Genomic DNA, 15356 nt, shown 5'->3' on the forward strand with positions numbered 1-15356 from the left:
GGGCGCTGCGGCGTGCCAAGCCGGGGTTCAGCGAGCGCGATAGACGATACGGCCCTTGGACAGGTCGTAAGGGGTCAGTTCGACCTTGACCTTGTCGCCGGTGAGGATGCGGATATAGTGCTTGCGCATCTTGCCCGAGATATGGGCGGTGACCACGTGGCCGTTCTCCAGCTCGACGCGGAACATGGTGTTGGGAAGGGTATCGACGACGACGCCTTCCATTTCGATATGGTCTTCGCGTGCCATATAGGCGGTTCCTCGCTGATGATGACGAAACAGGGAGGCACAGTCTCTCGGCTTCGCCGCCCGTGCCCACAAGATAGCGCGATATTGTGCCGCATGCCGCTCGTCAAGGCAAAGGAAGTCGCTCACTGACCCCTTTTATAAGGCAATCATGCGTCGCCAATGGCGGCCGTCGAGCATCTCCAGGGGTTGGAAGGACTGCTTGTAGTTCATCTTGCGGCACTCGCGAATCCAGTAGCCCAGATAGACATGAGGCAACCCCTCGTCCAGAGCCCGCTGGATCAGCGAAAGTACAGCGAAGGTTCCCAGTGAGCGACGGTCCATACCCGGCGCCGGGTCGAAGAAGGTGTAGATGGCCGAGAGGCCGTGCTCGAGCTGGTCGAACGCCGAGACGGCCACCAGTCGGCCATCGAGCCGGAATTCCAGCAGCCGGGCGTAGGCCTGATCGAGGGTCAGGAAGGTCCGGTACTGCTCGTGACTCGGCGGGTACATGTCGCCATCGGCGTGACGGGTACGCACGTAGTGGGCATAGAGTGCATAGTGTTCGGCATCGAAGAGGGCGGGCCGCACGTGCAGCGTCAGATCGGCATTGCGGTGGATCAGCTTGCGCTGGGTGCGACTTGGCGAGAATTCTGCCACCGGAATGCGTACCGAGATGCAGGCGTTGCAGGCATCGCAGTGGGGGCGATAGAGGTGACGGCCGCTGCGACGGAAGCCGAGCAGGGCCAGGGCGTCATAGACCCCCGGGCCAGGTGACTCCTGGGGATCGAGAAACAGGGTGGTTGCCTCGCGGCCTTCCAGGTAGCTGCAGGCATGGGGCACGGTCAGGAAGAAGCGCAGGTCCCTGACCGGCTGCCGGGGGGCATTGCTGCTCAATGCTGCCATCTCCTCTGAATCGGTGACCCGGTCATGCAATGGTATCGATTGCCTCGAAGGACCAGGTCGGTGCCAGCACGTCGTTGTCCGCCTGCCGGTGGTCACCGCCGACATGACCCAGCCACTGTTCAAGATAGCCGATGAACTCGCTCCGGGCGATATCCCTGGCCCCCAGGCTGGCCAGGTGGCCGGTGTGCATCTGGCAGTCGATCAGCCGCCCTCCGCCGGCGGCCATCGCCCTGGCGAGCTGCACCAGGGCGATTTTCGAGGCATCCGCCTGGCGCGAGAACATCGACTCGCCGAAGAACACCGGGCCCATGGCCACGCCATATAGGCCGCCCACCAGCTCACCGGCTTGCCACACCTCCAGCGAGTGGGCCGCGCCGAGACGGTGCAAGCCTCCATAGGCTTCACGCATCTCGTCGGTGATCCAGGTGCCGGATTGGCCATCGCGTGGCGCTGCGCATTCCTCTACCACCCGTTCGAAGGCGGTGTCGGCGGTAACCCGGAAGCCAGCGTTGCGCAGCCGCTTGGCGAGGCTGCGCCTTACCCGTATCTCGTCAGGGAACAGCACCATGCGCGGGTCGGGGCTCCACCACAGGATAGGCTGGTCATCGCTGAACCAGGGAAAGATGCCGCGGCGATAGGCGGCCAGCAGCCATTCTGGCGTGAGGGCCCCGCCGGCGGCCAGCAGGCCGTCGGGATCACGCAGGGCAGACCCAACGGGCGGAAAGACCACGGACCGGTCAGATAGCCAGGGGAGCATGAATAGCGTCTTCCTCGTTGACGATTCACCCAGTCTGCCGTGCGGCAGACTGGGGCTCAAGGCATGCGGGCCCTGTGATGGCGAGCACTTGCTCGGTATGATTGAACGCAATGAAATCCGGAAGACGCCATGTTGGCGCAAGGGGGATGGCCGCTTGAGTGTCAAGAAGAGGACCACGTCGCGTCGGGTGACGGCGGCGAATGCCAGGGAAACGGCGAAACGCTTCGGGCTGCGGCTGCAGGGCTCAGCCCGGGAAGGGGTAGTGATCTTGCTGCTGGCCGCCTGTGTGTTCCTGCTATTGGCGCTCTACAGCTTCCATGCGCAGGACCCCGGCTGGTCGCGCAGCGGCCCTGAAACTGAAGTCGCCAACTGGATGGGGCCGATCGGCGCCTGGCTTGCCGATGTGCTCTACTCGCTGTTCGGCGTCAGCGCCCTGTGGTGGCCTGGCATGCTGGGGGTTGCCGCCTGGTGGCTGATTCGCTCGCGTCAGGTGCGCTTCGAGTGGGATGCCACGGCCCTGGCAGTGCGCTGCGGGGGGCTTGTGTTGCTGCTGCTGGGGTCCACCTGCCTGGGTGCGCTGCACTTCTATCGCCCTGATGGCCCCTTGCCCTATTCCACCGGCGGCATCCTCGGTGAGGGGCTGGTCGGGGCCTTGCTACCACTGGTGGGCACGGGCGGTACCGGCCTGCTGGCTGTCGCCGCCATGCTTTGTGGCTTTCCCTTGTTCACCGGACTCTCCTGGCTGACAGTGATGGACGAGCTGGGCCACCGCAGCCTGCTGGTGTGGCGCTGGGTGGCTGACCGTTTCGGCCTGGTGCGCGAACGACGTGCCGAGCGGCGTGACCAGGCCCGGGAGGATAACGAGCCATCGGTCGCCGAGGCCAATGACCGGGAAGCGGATGACGTCTCGCCCGAAGCCTCGTCCGACACCAAAGCTCGCCCGCGTTGGTGGCAGCGCCTCCGAGGAGACCGTCGTCGTGAGGGTGAGTCGGTGCTGGCCGCCGACGGTGCTTCGCGCCGCGAACCCGGCTTCGGTAACGATGGTGAGACCGACATTCCCTGGGAAGTCCCCGAGCGCACGCCCTCGGCCAAGAAGCCCGAGGCGGCCTATACCGCCCAGGTGTCGCGCCAGGCCGTGGAGCCGCGTGTGAAGATAACCCCGCAGGGGGAGCAGCGGAGGCCCGCGTCCTCGCCGCCTGCTGACACCACGATGCCTCAGGGCTCAGGCGAGACGACGCCGGACGCGGGTAACACTCCCGATGCTCCCTCCATGACTGGCAAGCCACCCGGCCTCCGCCGAGAAGACACCGACGCGGGAGGGGCTCAACGAGTTCCGGAAACGGTGCCCGAGCCGGTGCTGCCCGATGATGACCAGGAGCTTTCCGCCTGGCAGAGCCCCGCCCTGAGGGCATATCGTGACGAGACGAGCCTCGATGGGCCTGCCGAGACGGCCCGCGACAGCGACCAGACCCGTGAAGAAGGCGATCCGGCCGATGCGCCACCAGTCCGCGCCTCATCGGGGGCCTCGCCGGCAGCAAGTGAAGGCGTCATGGACGATGCGGTGAACACCACCGGCCACCGGGATTCTGGGGTGGCTCCCCCGGCGCCCTCATCGGAAACAGCGCCGCAGGTGGCAACCGCTGAGCAGGGGCGCGAGGCCGCCGACGCCCCCGCGCTGTGGACCGTGGAGCACCTGCAGAGCCAGCGACCGGTCCTCGACGGATTGCCGGAGCCCGACGGCGACCTGCCCAGCCTGCGTCTGCTGACCCCGCCTCAGCCCCAGCAGCGCAACTATTCCGAGCAGCAGCTGGCCGAGATGGCCGAGCTGCTGGAGACGCGTCTGCGCGAGTACGGGGTCAAGGCCGAAGTGGTCGAGACCTGGCCCGGCCCGGTGATCACCCGCTTCGAGATCAAGCCGGCGGCCGGCGTGAAGGTTTCCAAGATCAGCAACCTGGCCAAGGACCTGGCGCGTTCGCTGATGGTCAAGAGCGTGCGGGTGGTCGAAGTGATCCCCGGCCGACCGACCGTGGGTATCGAGATTCCCAATCCGCACCGGGCGATGATTCGCCTGCGCGAGGTGATCGACTCCGATCGCTACCAACAGGAGGCCTCGGCGCTGACCCTGGCGTTGGGTCAGGACATCGGCGGCGGCCCGGTGGTGGCCAATCTCGGCAAGATGCCCCACCTGCTGGTGGCCGGCACTACCGGTTCCGGGAAGTCGGTGGGCGTCAATGGCATGCTGATCTCCATGCTGCTCAAGGCGACACCCAGCGAGCTGCGCATGATCATGGTCGACCCCAAGATGCTGGAATTGTCGGTCTATGATGGCATTCCGCACCTGCTGGCGCCGGTGGTCACCGACATGAAGGAGGCCGCCAACGCACTGCGCTGGTGCGTGGCCGAGATGGAGCGTCGCTACAAGCTGATGGCGGCCATGGGCGTGCGTAACATCACCGGCTTCAACGGCAAGCTCGACGAGGCCGAACGGGCCGGTGCCCAGGTGGCCGACCCGCTCTGGGAGCCCCAGCCCTGGGAGATGCACCAGAGCCCGCCGGTGCTCGAGAAGCTGCCCTACATCGTGGTGGTGATCGACGAGTTCGCCGACATGTTCATGATCGTCGGCAAGAAGGTCGAGGAGCTGATCGCGCGGCTGGCTCAGAAGGCTCGGGCCGCCGGTATCCACCTGATACTCGCCACTCAGCGTCCCTCCGTGGACGTGGTTACCGGCCTGATCAAGGCCAATATCCCCACCCGCATGGCCTTCCAGGTCTCCTCTCGGGTCGATTCACGTACCATCCTCGACCAGGGGGGCGCCGAGAACCTGCTGGGTCATGGCGACATGCTCTACCTGCCTGCGGGTTCCGGCATGCCCACCCGTGTCCACGGCGCTTTCGTCGATGACGACGAGGTCCACCGGGTGGTGGAGGACTGGAAGCGGCGCGGGGAACCGGAGTACATCGACGAGATCCTCTCGGGTGGCGTTTCCGCCGAGGCGCTGGTCGGCCTGGAATCCGAGGGCGGCGCTGATGACGGCGCCGAACAGGATGCCCTTTACGACGAGGCGGTAGCCTTCGTCACCGAAAGTCGCCGGGCGTCCATCTCGGCGGTGCAGCGCCGTTTCAAGATCGGCTATAACCGGGCCGCGCGACTGGTCGAGTCCATGGAGGTGGCCGGGGTGGTCTCCACCATGGGCACCAACGGTGCGCGTGAGGTCCTGGCCCCGCCGCCGGTGGGCGACTGACGCGCGGCAACCTTGCAGCAATGATGGAAGCCTCGGCGGGGATGCAACTCGCCGGGGGCGCACCGGGTCCGAGTGACATCAAGCCATGATGGATCCGTCCAGGGAGACAGAGACGATGACAGTGAAGAAGATTCTCGCCACGCTGACCATGACCCTCGCCATGCCGATGTCGGCGCTGGCCAGCGAGGGGGCCGAGCGCCTGGCGGATATTCTCGAGCCGCTTGACACCTACGTGGCGGACTTCGAGCAGCAGATCCTCGATGGCAGTGGCCAGCGTCTGCAGGAGGCCCGCGGCCGGATGTGGCTGTCGCGTCCCGGCAAGTTCCGTTGGGAAGTGGATGCTCCCTACGAGCAACTGGTGGTCTCGGCGGGAGAGGAGGTCACCCTCTACGATCCGGACCTGGAGCAGGCCACGGTGCAGGCCCTGGACCAGCGAGTGACCCATACTCCCGCCCTGCTGCTGTCCGGCAGTGCCGACGAGCTGACCGGCAGCTACGACGTGACTCGTCGCCAGCAGGGCAGCAGCGAAACCTTCACCCTGATACCCAAGGATGCCGATACGCTGTTCGAGGAACTGCAGATGACCTTCCGTGGCGAGGCGCTGAGGCTGCTGCAGATGACCGACAGCACCGGGCAGCGCACCGCCATCGAGTTCGACAACGTGCGCATGAACGAGCCGCTGGACGACCGTCATTTTGTCTTCGAGATTCCCGACGGCACAGACGTGATTCGCGACACGCAGTAAAGCGCCGAGCTTAAAGCACCGAGCCGCCAAGCTGTCCGGTGGCGGGTGGCAGGCGTTGAGCCAATGGATGAGTGCCCCCGTCGGATGTCTGGTCCGGCGGGGGGTTCTTTTGGGCTAGGTTATCCTGCTTGGCCGCTTGGCCGCTTGGCCGCTTGGCCGCTTGGCCGCTTGGCCGCTTGGCCGCTTGGCCGCTTGGCCGCTATGCACCCTCGTCCGCCTCGGCATCCAGCTGCTCCCGCCAGGCCATGAGCTGGCCGTAGCGCTTCTCCTGGCCATATTCCGTGGGCGTGTAGAAATGCTGTTGGGGAACGGCGGTCGGCCAGCAGTCATGGGCGCTGCCGGCGGGATAGCCATGGGGCTCGTCATGCGCATAGCGGTATCCCTGGCCATGTCCCAGGGATTCCATCAGTTTGGTAGGCGCGTTGCGCAGATAGGTCGGGACCTCCAGCTGCGGCTGCTCCGCCACGAAGGCCTTGGCCTGCTTCCAGGCCCGGTCGATGGCATTGCTCTTGGGCGCCACGGCGAGATGGATGGCGGCGTGGGCGATGGCACGCTGACCTTCGTAGTCCCCCAGACGCAGATAGGCATCCCAGGCGGCCATCACCAGAGGGAGGGCGCGCGGGTCGGCGTTGCCCACGTCTTCCGAGGCGATGGCCGCCAGGCGACGGATCACGTCGAGCGGGTCACCGCCGCCCTGCAGGAAGCGGGCGATGTAGAGGAGGGCGGCGTCCGGTCGCGAAGAGCGCACGGACTTGTGTATCGCCGAGAGCAGGTCGTAGAAGTGGTCGCCCTGCTTGTCGAAGGCGCTGGCCTGGTGGCCGAGGACATCTTCCAGTGCCTGGCGAGGGAGACGCTCACCGTCACCCTCGGCCACGGTGAAGTCACAGGCAGTCTCCAGCAGGCCCAGGGCGCGGCGAGCATCGCCGGCGGCGGCTCGAGCCAGCAGCGCCAGTACCCCGTCATCCACGTGGATGTGCCGCCCGCCCAGGCCGCGCGTCTCGTCGCTCAGAGCCCGTTGCATTACCTCCACGAGTTCCTCATCGGTGAGCGACTTCAGCACATGCACCCGTGCCCGGGAGAGCAGCGCCGAGTTGACCTCGAAAGAGGGGTTTTCCGTCGTCGCGCCGATGAGTGTCAGCAGTCCCGATTCCACATGGGGCAACAGGGCGTCCTGCTGGCTCTTGTTGAGGCGGTGGATCTCGTCGAGGAACAGCAGGGTAGGGCGCTCGCGGGCCTGCCTGTCGCGGGCGCGATCGACGGCGGCACGGATTTCCTTGACACCCGCCATCACCGCCGAAAGGTGCTCCAGGTGCGCGCCTGACACCTCGGCGAGGATCTCGGCCAGGGTTGTCTTGCCGGTCCCCGGGGGTCCCCAGAGGATCATCGAGCGCACCACGCCGCTCTCGGCCATGCGCGCCAGCGGCTTGCCAGGGCCGACCAGCGCCTGTTGCCCTACATAGTCCGCAAGCCGGTGCGGGCGCATGCGAAAGGCGAGCGGGGCGGTATCATCGGGCGTGTTGCGCTGGAAGAGATCCATTTCTGACTCCTTGGCTCACGCCTGGTAGAGTGGATTTGTCGCAGGCAATAGGACCTTGGGTGACAGGCGGAATTCCTTTTGAGAGGCTAGCCTGAGTCAGACCTTCCTTCCCCGAGGCGTCATGCCTCGCTGAACGGCACTTGCCGCGACGAATCTAATGAGCGAGCCTTCTGCGGAACAATCGCAACAGGAGAGGAGACTTCCGTCATGCCCATGCTGAAGCAGTTGCGCCAGGATCATGCCAACATGGCGCGCATGTTGCACGTCCTGCAGCTCAAGCAGAAGTCCTTGGCTGCCGGCGAGCGTCCCAATTTCCAGCTGGTCCGGGAAGTCGTCGACTATATCCTCGACTACCAGGAAGGCTTTACGCAGCCTCTCGAGAAGGTCTGCACCGAACGCCTCCAGGAGCTGGATCCCTCGAGTGTCGAGGTCACGGAGTGCCTGTCCAAGGATTATCGCGCGCTGCAGTCGCGGCTCAAGCAGCTGTCCAACGACCTCGACATGATCCTGATGGACGCCGTGGTGCCGATGGACCGCTTCGCCGAGGACCTCAAGGCCTATCTCGAAGCTCACCGGGCTTATCTGCGAGATGAGCGAGAGCTGCTGTTCCCCCTGATCCGTGAGAACTTCAACGACCAGGATCTCGAGGCCCTCGCGGCGGCCCTGCCGGAGGGCGCCCAGGCCCAGCTGGAGCGGCTGCAGGAGGCCTATCCCGAGCTCTATGCCGAACTGCGGGATGCCCCCGAGCCGATGACCTGATCGCAGTGCCCTCGATATCGTGGCATTTCGGCTCTGTCCCGGGTCTGGGGTAGAATGGCTGCCATTCTGAGAAGCGGCCAATTCTTCGCCATGTGTCTTCTGTCCCGATTTCCCAGCTCATTGACCTGCCTGACCTGCCCGTGCCACCTGGCCCTGCGGTGTCGGATTTTAGCCTGATGGCAGGTCCGATCCTGGTCTTCGATTCCGGTGTCGGTGGGCTGTCGGTGGTCCAGGCGCTGCGTCGACGCCTGCCCGAGGCCGCCCTGGTGTATGCCTGTGATAATGCCATGTTGCCCTATGGCCATCGCGGGGATGCCTGGCTGGTGCAGAGGATCCGAGTCGTCTGCGAGGCCGCCGTGGCGGCCAGCGGCTGCAGCGCCCTGGTGGTAGCGTGCAATACCGCCAGCACCCTGGCGCTGGATGTCCTGCGCGAATGCCTCTCGATTCCCGTGGTCGGCACCGTGCCGGCCATCAAACCGGCGGCCCGGATGAGCCTCACCCGCCATATCGGGCTGCTGGCGACCAGTGCCACCGTGTCGCGCCCCTATACCCTTCAGCTCATCGAGGACTTTGCTGCCGACTGCCGGGTGACCCGGGTCGCTGCGGATATCCTTGTCACCGAGGCCGAGCGCCTGGTAGTGGGTGAGCCTCCTGATCAAGCGACCCTGCGTCAGGCGCTTTCTCCACTGTGGGACGATCCCGAACTGGATACCGTGGTTCTGGGCTGTACCCACTTTCCGCTGCTGGGTCCGTGGCTGGTTGATGCGGCCCCGCATCAGGTGGCCTGGGTCGATTCCGGGGACGCCATCGCCCGCCGGGTGGCCCAGGTAGTGCCGGCGCTCGCGCCTCGCCAGGGTGACGAGCCGAGTTTGGTCACCGCGCGCGATGTACGCCTGGGCAGGGGATTGGCAACCTTCGGCTTTGCCGCCCCGAGGCTGTTGCAGCTGGTCTGAGCCAACCCAGCTTGTCGGTTTCGCCACTATCATCTCGATCTCGTCAATTTTACTCCAGGAGCCGCCGTGGCCATCCCCGTTGTCGATCCCGCCCGCTATGATCAGCAGCTCGAGGCCAAGCGCGAGCGCATCACCCGTGCTTTCGCACGCTTCGCACCGCCGACCCTCGAGGTATTTCCCTCGCCACCGAGTCACTTTCGCCAGCGCTGCGAATTTCGCCTCTGGCACGAGGGGGATGATCTCTTCTATGCGATGTTCGAGGTCGATCCCGAGGACCCGACACGCAAGACGGTGGTCCGCCTGGACCAATATCCGGTGGCCAGCCGGCAGATCAACGAACTCATGCCGCGCCTACTCGATGCTATCCGCGACCACGATCTGTTGCGCCGCCGTCTCTTCCAGGTGGAGTTTCTCACCACCCTTTCCGGCGAGGTACTGGTCACCTTGATCTACCACCGTCGGCTCGACGAAGCCTGGGAGATCAAGGCTCGAGCCCTTCAACGGGCGCTGGGTGTCATGATCATTGGCCGTGCCCGCAAGCAGCGCCTGGTACTGGAGCGTGACCATGTCTGGGAGCGCCTCGAGGTGGACGGCGAGTCGCTGGTCTACCAGCAGGTCGAGAACAGCTTCACTCAGCCCAACGCCGAGATTTGTCGCGCCATGCTGGCTTGGGCTCGGGATGTCACCCGGGGCAGCCAGGACGGCGATCTGGTGGAGCTCTACTGCGGTAATGGTAACTTCACCGTAGCGCTGGCCGACAACTTTCGGCGAGTCCTGGCTACCGAGATTTCACGTACTTCGGTGGCCAGTGCTCGGATCAACCTGGAGGCCAACGGCATCGGCAACGCCGAGGTTGGCCGCATGTCGGCCGAGGCGTTCTCCCAGGCCCTGAAGGGTGAGAAGGGGGGGCGCCGAGTGGCCGAGATGGCCCTTGATGACTATGCCTTCTCCACGGTGCTGGTCGATCCGCCTCGGGCGGGTCTCGATGAAGAGAGCTGCCATCAACTCAGCGACTATGCGCGTATCGTCTATATTTCATGTAATCCCGAGACCCTGGCCGACAATCTCGAAACGCTGTGCCGCACTCACGACATCCGGCGTTTCGCGCTCTTCGACCAGTTTCCCTGGACGCATCACTGTGAATGTGGGGTCCTGCTCGAGCGGCGTGAAGCATACGTCACGGGCTGACATGGCCGGCTCGAAGTCAAGCGGCGATGCGCAACCGACATGCTCCATGAGCGAAGGGGCATGTGGCTGGGGTGGACTCGGTAAGTGACGTAAGCTGGAAGGCGATGCGGCCAGGAGGCCGCCACGTCAAGTTCTCCCGGCCGCCTCGGGCGGCCGCAGGTAGCCGAGGTGATGGATGCAACACGTCGCACACGAGGAGACCCGTCAGGATCTGCTCAAGCAACTCGAGGAGCGGCTGCAAGGCCGTCTGGACGAGGCCAAGGCCAATCAGGTCAGTGCCTTCGCCCGCCACTTCTATGCCACGGTACCACTCGACGACCTGGCCGACCGCCGTCTCGACGACATCTATGGTGCCACCCTCTCCGTGTGGCACTTCCTGCAGCAGTTCGACCCTAACGACCCCAAGGTCCGGGTGTTCAACCCCGATTTCGAGCAACATGGCTGGCAGTCCACGCATACCTTCATTGCCGTTCTCCATGAGGACATGCCCTTCCTGGTTGATTCGGTCCGTATTGAGCTCAATCGGCGGGGCATGACGGTTCATGCCATTCACAATGCCGTCCTGGCGACGGAACGCGACAGTCAGCACCGGCTCGAGCGTGTCACCTCGACGCATCGGGACGATGCCCCCCAGGGCCGGGAGTCGCTGATCGCCATCGAGATCGACCGCCACTCGGATTCGGCGCTGCTCGAGGACATCGAGACGAGTCTGCAGGAAGTGCTGGGCGATGTGCGCATTGCGGTGGCCGACTTCGAGCCGATGCGTGAACAGGCGCGTGCCGCGCTTGCGGAACTCGAGAGCTCGCGCCCGGAGCAGGTCGAGGCTGAGGATCACGCGGAGGCCATCGCGTTCGTCGAGTGGTTGCTGCACGATAATTTCACCTTTCTCGGCTATGACGAGTATGTCGTCCACGAGGGTGAGGGGCGACAGCGCCTGGACCGCGACGAGGACAGTGTGCTGGGCGTGTTCCGCCTCGATCAGCCGCGCTATCGCGAGCGTATCCGCACCGACCAGGGGATCGAGGGTGACCACTACGTGCTGGTGCCTCAACTGCTGTCGTTCGCCAAGAGCGCCCACCATGCGCGTATCCATCGCCCGACCTACCCGGATTACATCTCGATCGATCGCTATGATGACCAAGGGCGGGTGATCGGTGAGCGGCGCTTCCTCGGCCTGTTTACCGCTACCGTCTACAACGAGTCGCCGCGAAACGTGCCGATCCTGCGCCGCAAGCTCAAGACGGTGATGGACAACTCCGGCTTCAATCCCAAGGGCCACAACGGCAAGCACCTGCTGCACATTCTCGAGGTCTATCCCCGCGACGACCTCTTCCAGATCGATACCGACGAGCTGACTCAGACCGCCCTGGGGATCCTCGACATGCGCGAGCGGCGACGGGTGAGACTGTTCATCCGCGAGGATCGCTCCGGCAGGTTCTACTCCTGCCTGGCCTTCGTGCCGCGTGACGTGTTCTCCACCGAGCTGCGCCTGCGCATCCAGGACCTGCTCTGCGAAGAGCTCGATGCCCACTTTGGCGACTTCAACACCTACCTGTCGGAATCGGTGCTGGCCCGCATCCAGTTCATCCTGCGCTTCAAGGGGGATCAGCCGGCGGACTACGACCTGCGACGCCTGGAAGCCAAACTGGCGCAGCTCGCCCGCAACTGGCGCGACGACCTCCAGGGCGCGGCCATCGAGGGGTTCGGCGAGGAGCAGGCCAATCTGCTGATGGACCGCTTTCGCGATGCCTTCCCCGCCAGCTATCGCGACGACTTCTCAGCGCGTACCGCGGTCTATGATCTCCAGCACATCAGCGAGCTGGATGAGGGCAGCCCGTTGGCGCTCTCCCTCTACCGGCTGGTCGAGGAGGAAGGCAGCGGGGTCAACCTCAAGCTGTTCCACCGTGATCAGCCCATCCCGCTCTCCGACGTGCTGCCGATGATGGAGAATCTCGGACTGCGGGTGATCGGCGAACGCCCCTACGAGCTGGAGGCGCGCGATGGCAGCTACTGGATTCACGACTTCGATCTGGAGCACCACACCAGCACTGAGGTCAATCTGCAGGAGATGCGGGATTCCTTCATCGAGGCCTTCCAGCGTATCTGGAACCGGGACGCGGACAACGATCCCTTCAACCGGCTGATCATCGGCGCCAACCTGGACTGGCGCGAGGTGGCCATGCTGCGGGGCTATGCCCGCTACCTCAAGCAGATACGCTTCGGTGTCTCCCAGAACTACATGGCCACCACCCTGGTCAACCATCCGGAGATCACCCGCGAGCTGGTGACCCTCTTCGAGCTGCGCTTCGATCCGGCCGAACGCCCGCCGGAAGGCGAGATCGAGGCGTGCACGGCGCGCATTATCCGGCTGCTCGATGATGTCGCCAGCCTCAATGACGACCAGTTGCTGCGCCGCTACACGGAACTGATCCAGGCGACCCAGCGCACCAACTACTATCAGCCGGGACCCGATGGCCAGCACAAGGATTATATTTCCTTCAAGATGGAGCCCTCCCGGGTCACCGGCATGCCCAGGCCGCGGCCGGCCTACGAGATCTTCGTCTGCTCGCCGCGAGTGGAGGGGGTGCATCTGCGTGGCGGCAAGGTCGCGCGAGGCGGTTTGCGCTGGTCCGATCGCTTCGAGGACTTCCGTACTGAAGTGCTGGGTCTGGTCAAGGCACAGCAGGTCAAGAATGCGGTGATCGTGCCGGTGGGTGCCAAGGGTGGTTTCGTGTGCAAGCGCCTTCCCGAGGGTGGGGATCGCGACGCCATCCAGAAGGAGGGCATCGCCTGCTACAAGACCTTCATCCGTGCCCTGCTTGATGTCACCGACAACCGCGTGGGCGGCGAGATCGTGCCGCCGAAGGATGTGGTGCGCCACGACGATGATGATGCCTACCTGGTGGTGGCCGCCGACAAGGGCACCGCAACCTTTTCCGACATCGCCAACGAGATCTCCCTCGAGTACGGCCACTGGCTGGGCGATGCTTTCGCCTCGGGCGGGGCCAACGGCTATGATCACAAGAAGATGGGTATCACCGCCAAGGGGGCCTGGGAGTCGGTCAAGCGTCACTTCCGCGGACTGGGGTTGAACACCCAGCAGGACGAGTTCACGGTGCTCGGCATCGGCGACATGGCGGGCGACGTCTTCGGCAACGGCATGCTGCTCTCCGACAGGATCCGCCTGGTGGGAGCCTTCAACCACCTGCATATCTTCGTCGACCCGACCCCGGACGCGGCGTCGAGCTTCGCCGAGCGCCAGCGTCTGTTCGACCTGCCGCGCTCGAGCTGGGAAGACTACGATACCCGCCTGATTTCCGAGGGTGGGGGGATCTTTAAGCGCTCGGCCAAGACCATCGCCATTTCCAAGCAGATGAAGACGCTGTTCGGTATCAAGGAGGACAAGCTCGCGCCCAACGAGCTAATCCGCGCCATGCTCAAGTCGCGGGTCGACCTGCTGTGGAACGGCGGTATCGGGACCTACGTCAAGGGCAGCGAGGAGACCGACGCCCAGGTGGGGGACAAGGCCAACGATAGCCTGCGTATCGATGGCCGTGAACTGCAGTGCCGCGTCATCGGCGAGGGTGGCAACCTCGGCTTCACCCAGCGCGGTCGCATGGAGGCGGCTGCCCGGGGCGTCCGCGTCACCACCGACTTCATCGACAACGCCGGCGGGGTCAACTGCTCCGACCATGAGGTCAACATCAAGATTCTCATCGACGAGGTGGTCAAGCGCGGCGACATGACCGAAAAGCAGCGCAATCGGCTGCTTGCCGACATGACAAGCGAAGTCTCCGACCTGGTGCTGCTGGACAACTATCGCCAGACCCAGGCCCTGGATCTCGCTGAGCTTCTCTCCCGTCAGGGCATCGGTCCCTTCCGGCGTTTCATCAGCGAACTGGAGGCCGTGGGTCAGATCGATCGCGAGCTGGAGTTCCTGCCCGACGACGAGGTGCTCAATGAGCGTGCCGCCAACGAGCAGGGGATGCTGTTGCCCGAACTCTCGGTGTTGATCTCCTACGCCAAGAGTGTGCTCAAGGGTGACCTGATCGCCTCGGATGTGCCCGACGACCCGACCATCGTCAAGTTCGTCGAGCGGATCTTCCCCGCGGTGCTGGTCGAGCGCTACAAGGAGGAGATGTACGACCACCGCCTCAAGCGCGAGATCGTTGCCACCCAGGTGGCCAATGACCTGGTCGACCATATGGGCATCGTCTTCGTGCGCCGGCTGATCGATTCCACCGGCGCCGACCGTGCCACCATCGCCCGCTCCTACGTGGTGGCGCGCGACAGCTTTCAGCTGCCACTCCTCTGGGAGCAGGTCGAGGCGCTGGATAATCTGGTGCCGAGCGCGGTGCAGTACAGCGTGATGCTTGACCTGATGCGCATGCTGCGCCGGGCCACTCGCTGGTTCCTGCGCAACCGTACCGGCATGAGCACCCGGGATGCCATCGACTTCTTCGCCCCACGCCTGGCACAGCTGCAGGAGAATATCGGCGAGCGCTTGCGTGGCGAGGAGTACAGTGCCTGGGAAGTTCGCCGCAACGAGCTCACCGAGGCCGGATTGCCGGAGGCTCTGGCGGCGACCGTGGCGGCCGCCGGGAGCCTCTATGCGGCACTCGGTATCATCCAGACGGCACGCCAGACCAACGAGGATCCCCAGCGGGTGGCCGAGGTGTACTACGAGATCGGCGATCGCCTGGAGCTGCCGTGGATGGTCCAGCAGATTACCGAGCTCAAGGTGCGCGATAGCTGGCAGGCTCAGGCACGCGAGACCTTCCGTGACGACATCGATCGCCAGCAGCTGGCGCTGACCACCAGTGTGCTGGGCATGGAGGACGGGCCGAGCGACTCTTCGAAGCGGGTGGAGCAGTGGCTCTCGCGCCACCATGGCATGCACCAGCGCTGGTGCCGCCTGCTCGAGGAAGTCAGCAGTGGCAGCCATGGCGGCTTCCCGCTCTTCGCGGTGGCCGTGCGCGAGCTTGTCGATCTGGCCGAGAGCAATCGCGAGACCTGATCGCTCTGCCGTGTCCATGGCCGGAAACACG

General features: G+C 64.8%; 10 protein-coding genes. 6 read left to right on the forward strand and 4 right to left on the reverse strand.

Annotated features, from left to right (window positions below):
* Nucleotides 1–27: 27 nt before the first annotated feature.
* The 3 genes from infA to aat form a co-directional block, all read right to left on the reverse strand.
* The gene (gene infA, locus HALO32_RS15310; RefSeq protein WP_040185975.1) at nt 28–246 is read right to left on the reverse strand and encodes a translation initiation factor IF-1; all 219 of its coding nucleotides are present in this window, start codon (nt 244–246) and stop codon (nt 28–30) included.
* A 135-nt stretch (nt 247–381) separates the two neighbouring features.
* Nucleotides 382–1119: an arginyltransferase gene (locus HALO32_RS15315; protein ID WP_151444772.1), complete on the reverse strand. Its 738-nt coding sequence runs from the start codon at nt 1117–1119 to the stop codon at nt 382–384.
* 31 nt (nt 1120–1150) lie between these two features.
* Nucleotides 1151–1885: a leucyl/phenylalanyl-tRNA--protein transferase gene (aat, locus tag HALO32_RS15320; RefSeq protein WP_151444773.1), complete on the reverse strand. Its 735-nt coding sequence runs from the start codon at nt 1883–1885 to the stop codon at nt 1151–1153.
* Nucleotides 1886–2039: 154 nt separating this feature from the next.
* Between aat and HALO32_RS15325 the strand changes: the two genes are divergently transcribed.
* A complete protein-coding gene (locus tag HALO32_RS15325) occupies nt 2040–5126 on the forward strand; it encodes a DNA translocase FtsK (protein WP_225810082.1) in 3087 nt (1028 codons plus the stop codon).
* A 115-nt stretch (nt 5127–5241) separates the two neighbouring features.
* Nucleotides 5242–5871: an outer membrane lipoprotein chaperone LolA gene (gene lolA, locus HALO32_RS15330; RefSeq protein ID WP_151444775.1), complete on the forward strand. Its 630-nt coding sequence runs from the start codon at nt 5242–5244 to the stop codon at nt 5869–5871.
* Between the two features lie 199 nt (nt 5872–6070).
* Here the strand turns inward: lolA and HALO32_RS15335 are convergent, their stop codons facing one another.
* On the reverse strand, nt 6071–7408 hold the full coding sequence (locus HALO32_RS15335; protein ID WP_151444776.1) for a replication-associated recombination protein A: 1338 nt from the start codon (nt 7406–7408) through the stop codon (nt 6071–6073).
* Nucleotides 7409–7621: 213 nt separating this feature from the next.
* Between HALO32_RS15335 and HALO32_RS15340 the strand changes: the two genes are divergently transcribed.
* The 4 genes from HALO32_RS15340 (at nt 7622) to HALO32_RS15355 (ending at nt 15325) form a co-directional block, all read left to right on the forward strand.
* Complete coding sequence (locus HALO32_RS15340; protein WP_151444828.1) at nt 7622–8167, forward strand: hemerythrin domain-containing protein; 546 nt, start codon at nt 7622–7624, stop codon at nt 8165–8167.
* A 176-nt stretch (nt 8168–8343) separates the two neighbouring features.
* On the forward strand, nt 8344–9120 hold the full coding sequence (gene murI, locus HALO32_RS15345) for a glutamate racemase (RefSeq protein ID WP_151444777.1): 777 nt from the start codon (nt 8344–8346) through the stop codon (nt 9118–9120).
* Nucleotides 9121–9186: 66 nt separating this feature from the next.
* Nucleotides 9187–10308 (forward strand): tRNA (uridine(54)-C5)-methyltransferase TrmA, encoded by a 1122-nt coding sequence (gene trmA / locus HALO32_RS15350; RefSeq protein WP_151444778.1) that lies wholly within the window; start codon nt 9187–9189, stop codon nt 10306–10308.
* Nucleotides 10309–10483: 175 nt separating this feature from the next.
* Nucleotides 10484–15325, forward strand: a complete 4842-nt coding sequence (locus tag HALO32_RS15355; RefSeq protein WP_151444779.1) for an NAD-glutamate dehydrogenase — start codon at nt 10484–10486, stop codon at nt 15323–15325.
* Nucleotides 15326–15356 lie beyond the last annotated feature (31 nt).

Origin of the sequence: Halomonas lysinitropha (genome assembly GCF_902500215.1) — a bacterium.
GTDB lineage: Bacteria > Pseudomonadota > Gammaproteobacteria > Pseudomonadales > Halomonadaceae > Halomonas > Halomonas lysinitropha.

What these genes read in the sequence shown, in the direction of transcription:
- infA (WP_040185975.1), bottom strand. Translation starts at nt 246, where the DNA reads ATGGCACGCGAAGACCATATCGAAATGGAAGGCGTCGTCGTCGATACC.
- aat (WP_151444773.1), bottom strand. Translation starts at nt 1,885, where the DNA reads ATGCTCCCCTGGCTATCTGACCGGTCCGTGGTCTTTCCGCCCGTTGGG.
- lolA (WP_151444775.1), top strand. Translation starts at nt 5,242, where the DNA reads ATGACAGTGAAGAAGATTCTCGCCACGCTGACCATGACCCTCGCCATG.
- HALO32_RS15335 (WP_151444776.1), bottom strand. Translation starts at nt 7,408, where the DNA reads ATGGATCTCTTCCAGCGCAACACGCCCGATGATACCGCCCCGCTCGCC.
- HALO32_RS15340 (WP_151444828.1), top strand. Translation starts at nt 7,622, where the DNA reads ATGCTGAAGCAGTTGCGCCAGGATCATGCCAACATGGCGCGCATGTTG.
- murI (WP_151444777.1), top strand. Translation starts at nt 8,344, where the DNA reads ATGGCAGGTCCGATCCTGGTCTTCGATTCCGGTGTCGGTGGGCTGTCG.
- HALO32_RS15355 (WP_151444779.1), top strand. Translation starts at nt 10,484, where the DNA reads ATGCAACACGTCGCACACGAGGAGACCCGTCAGGATCTGCTCAAGCAA.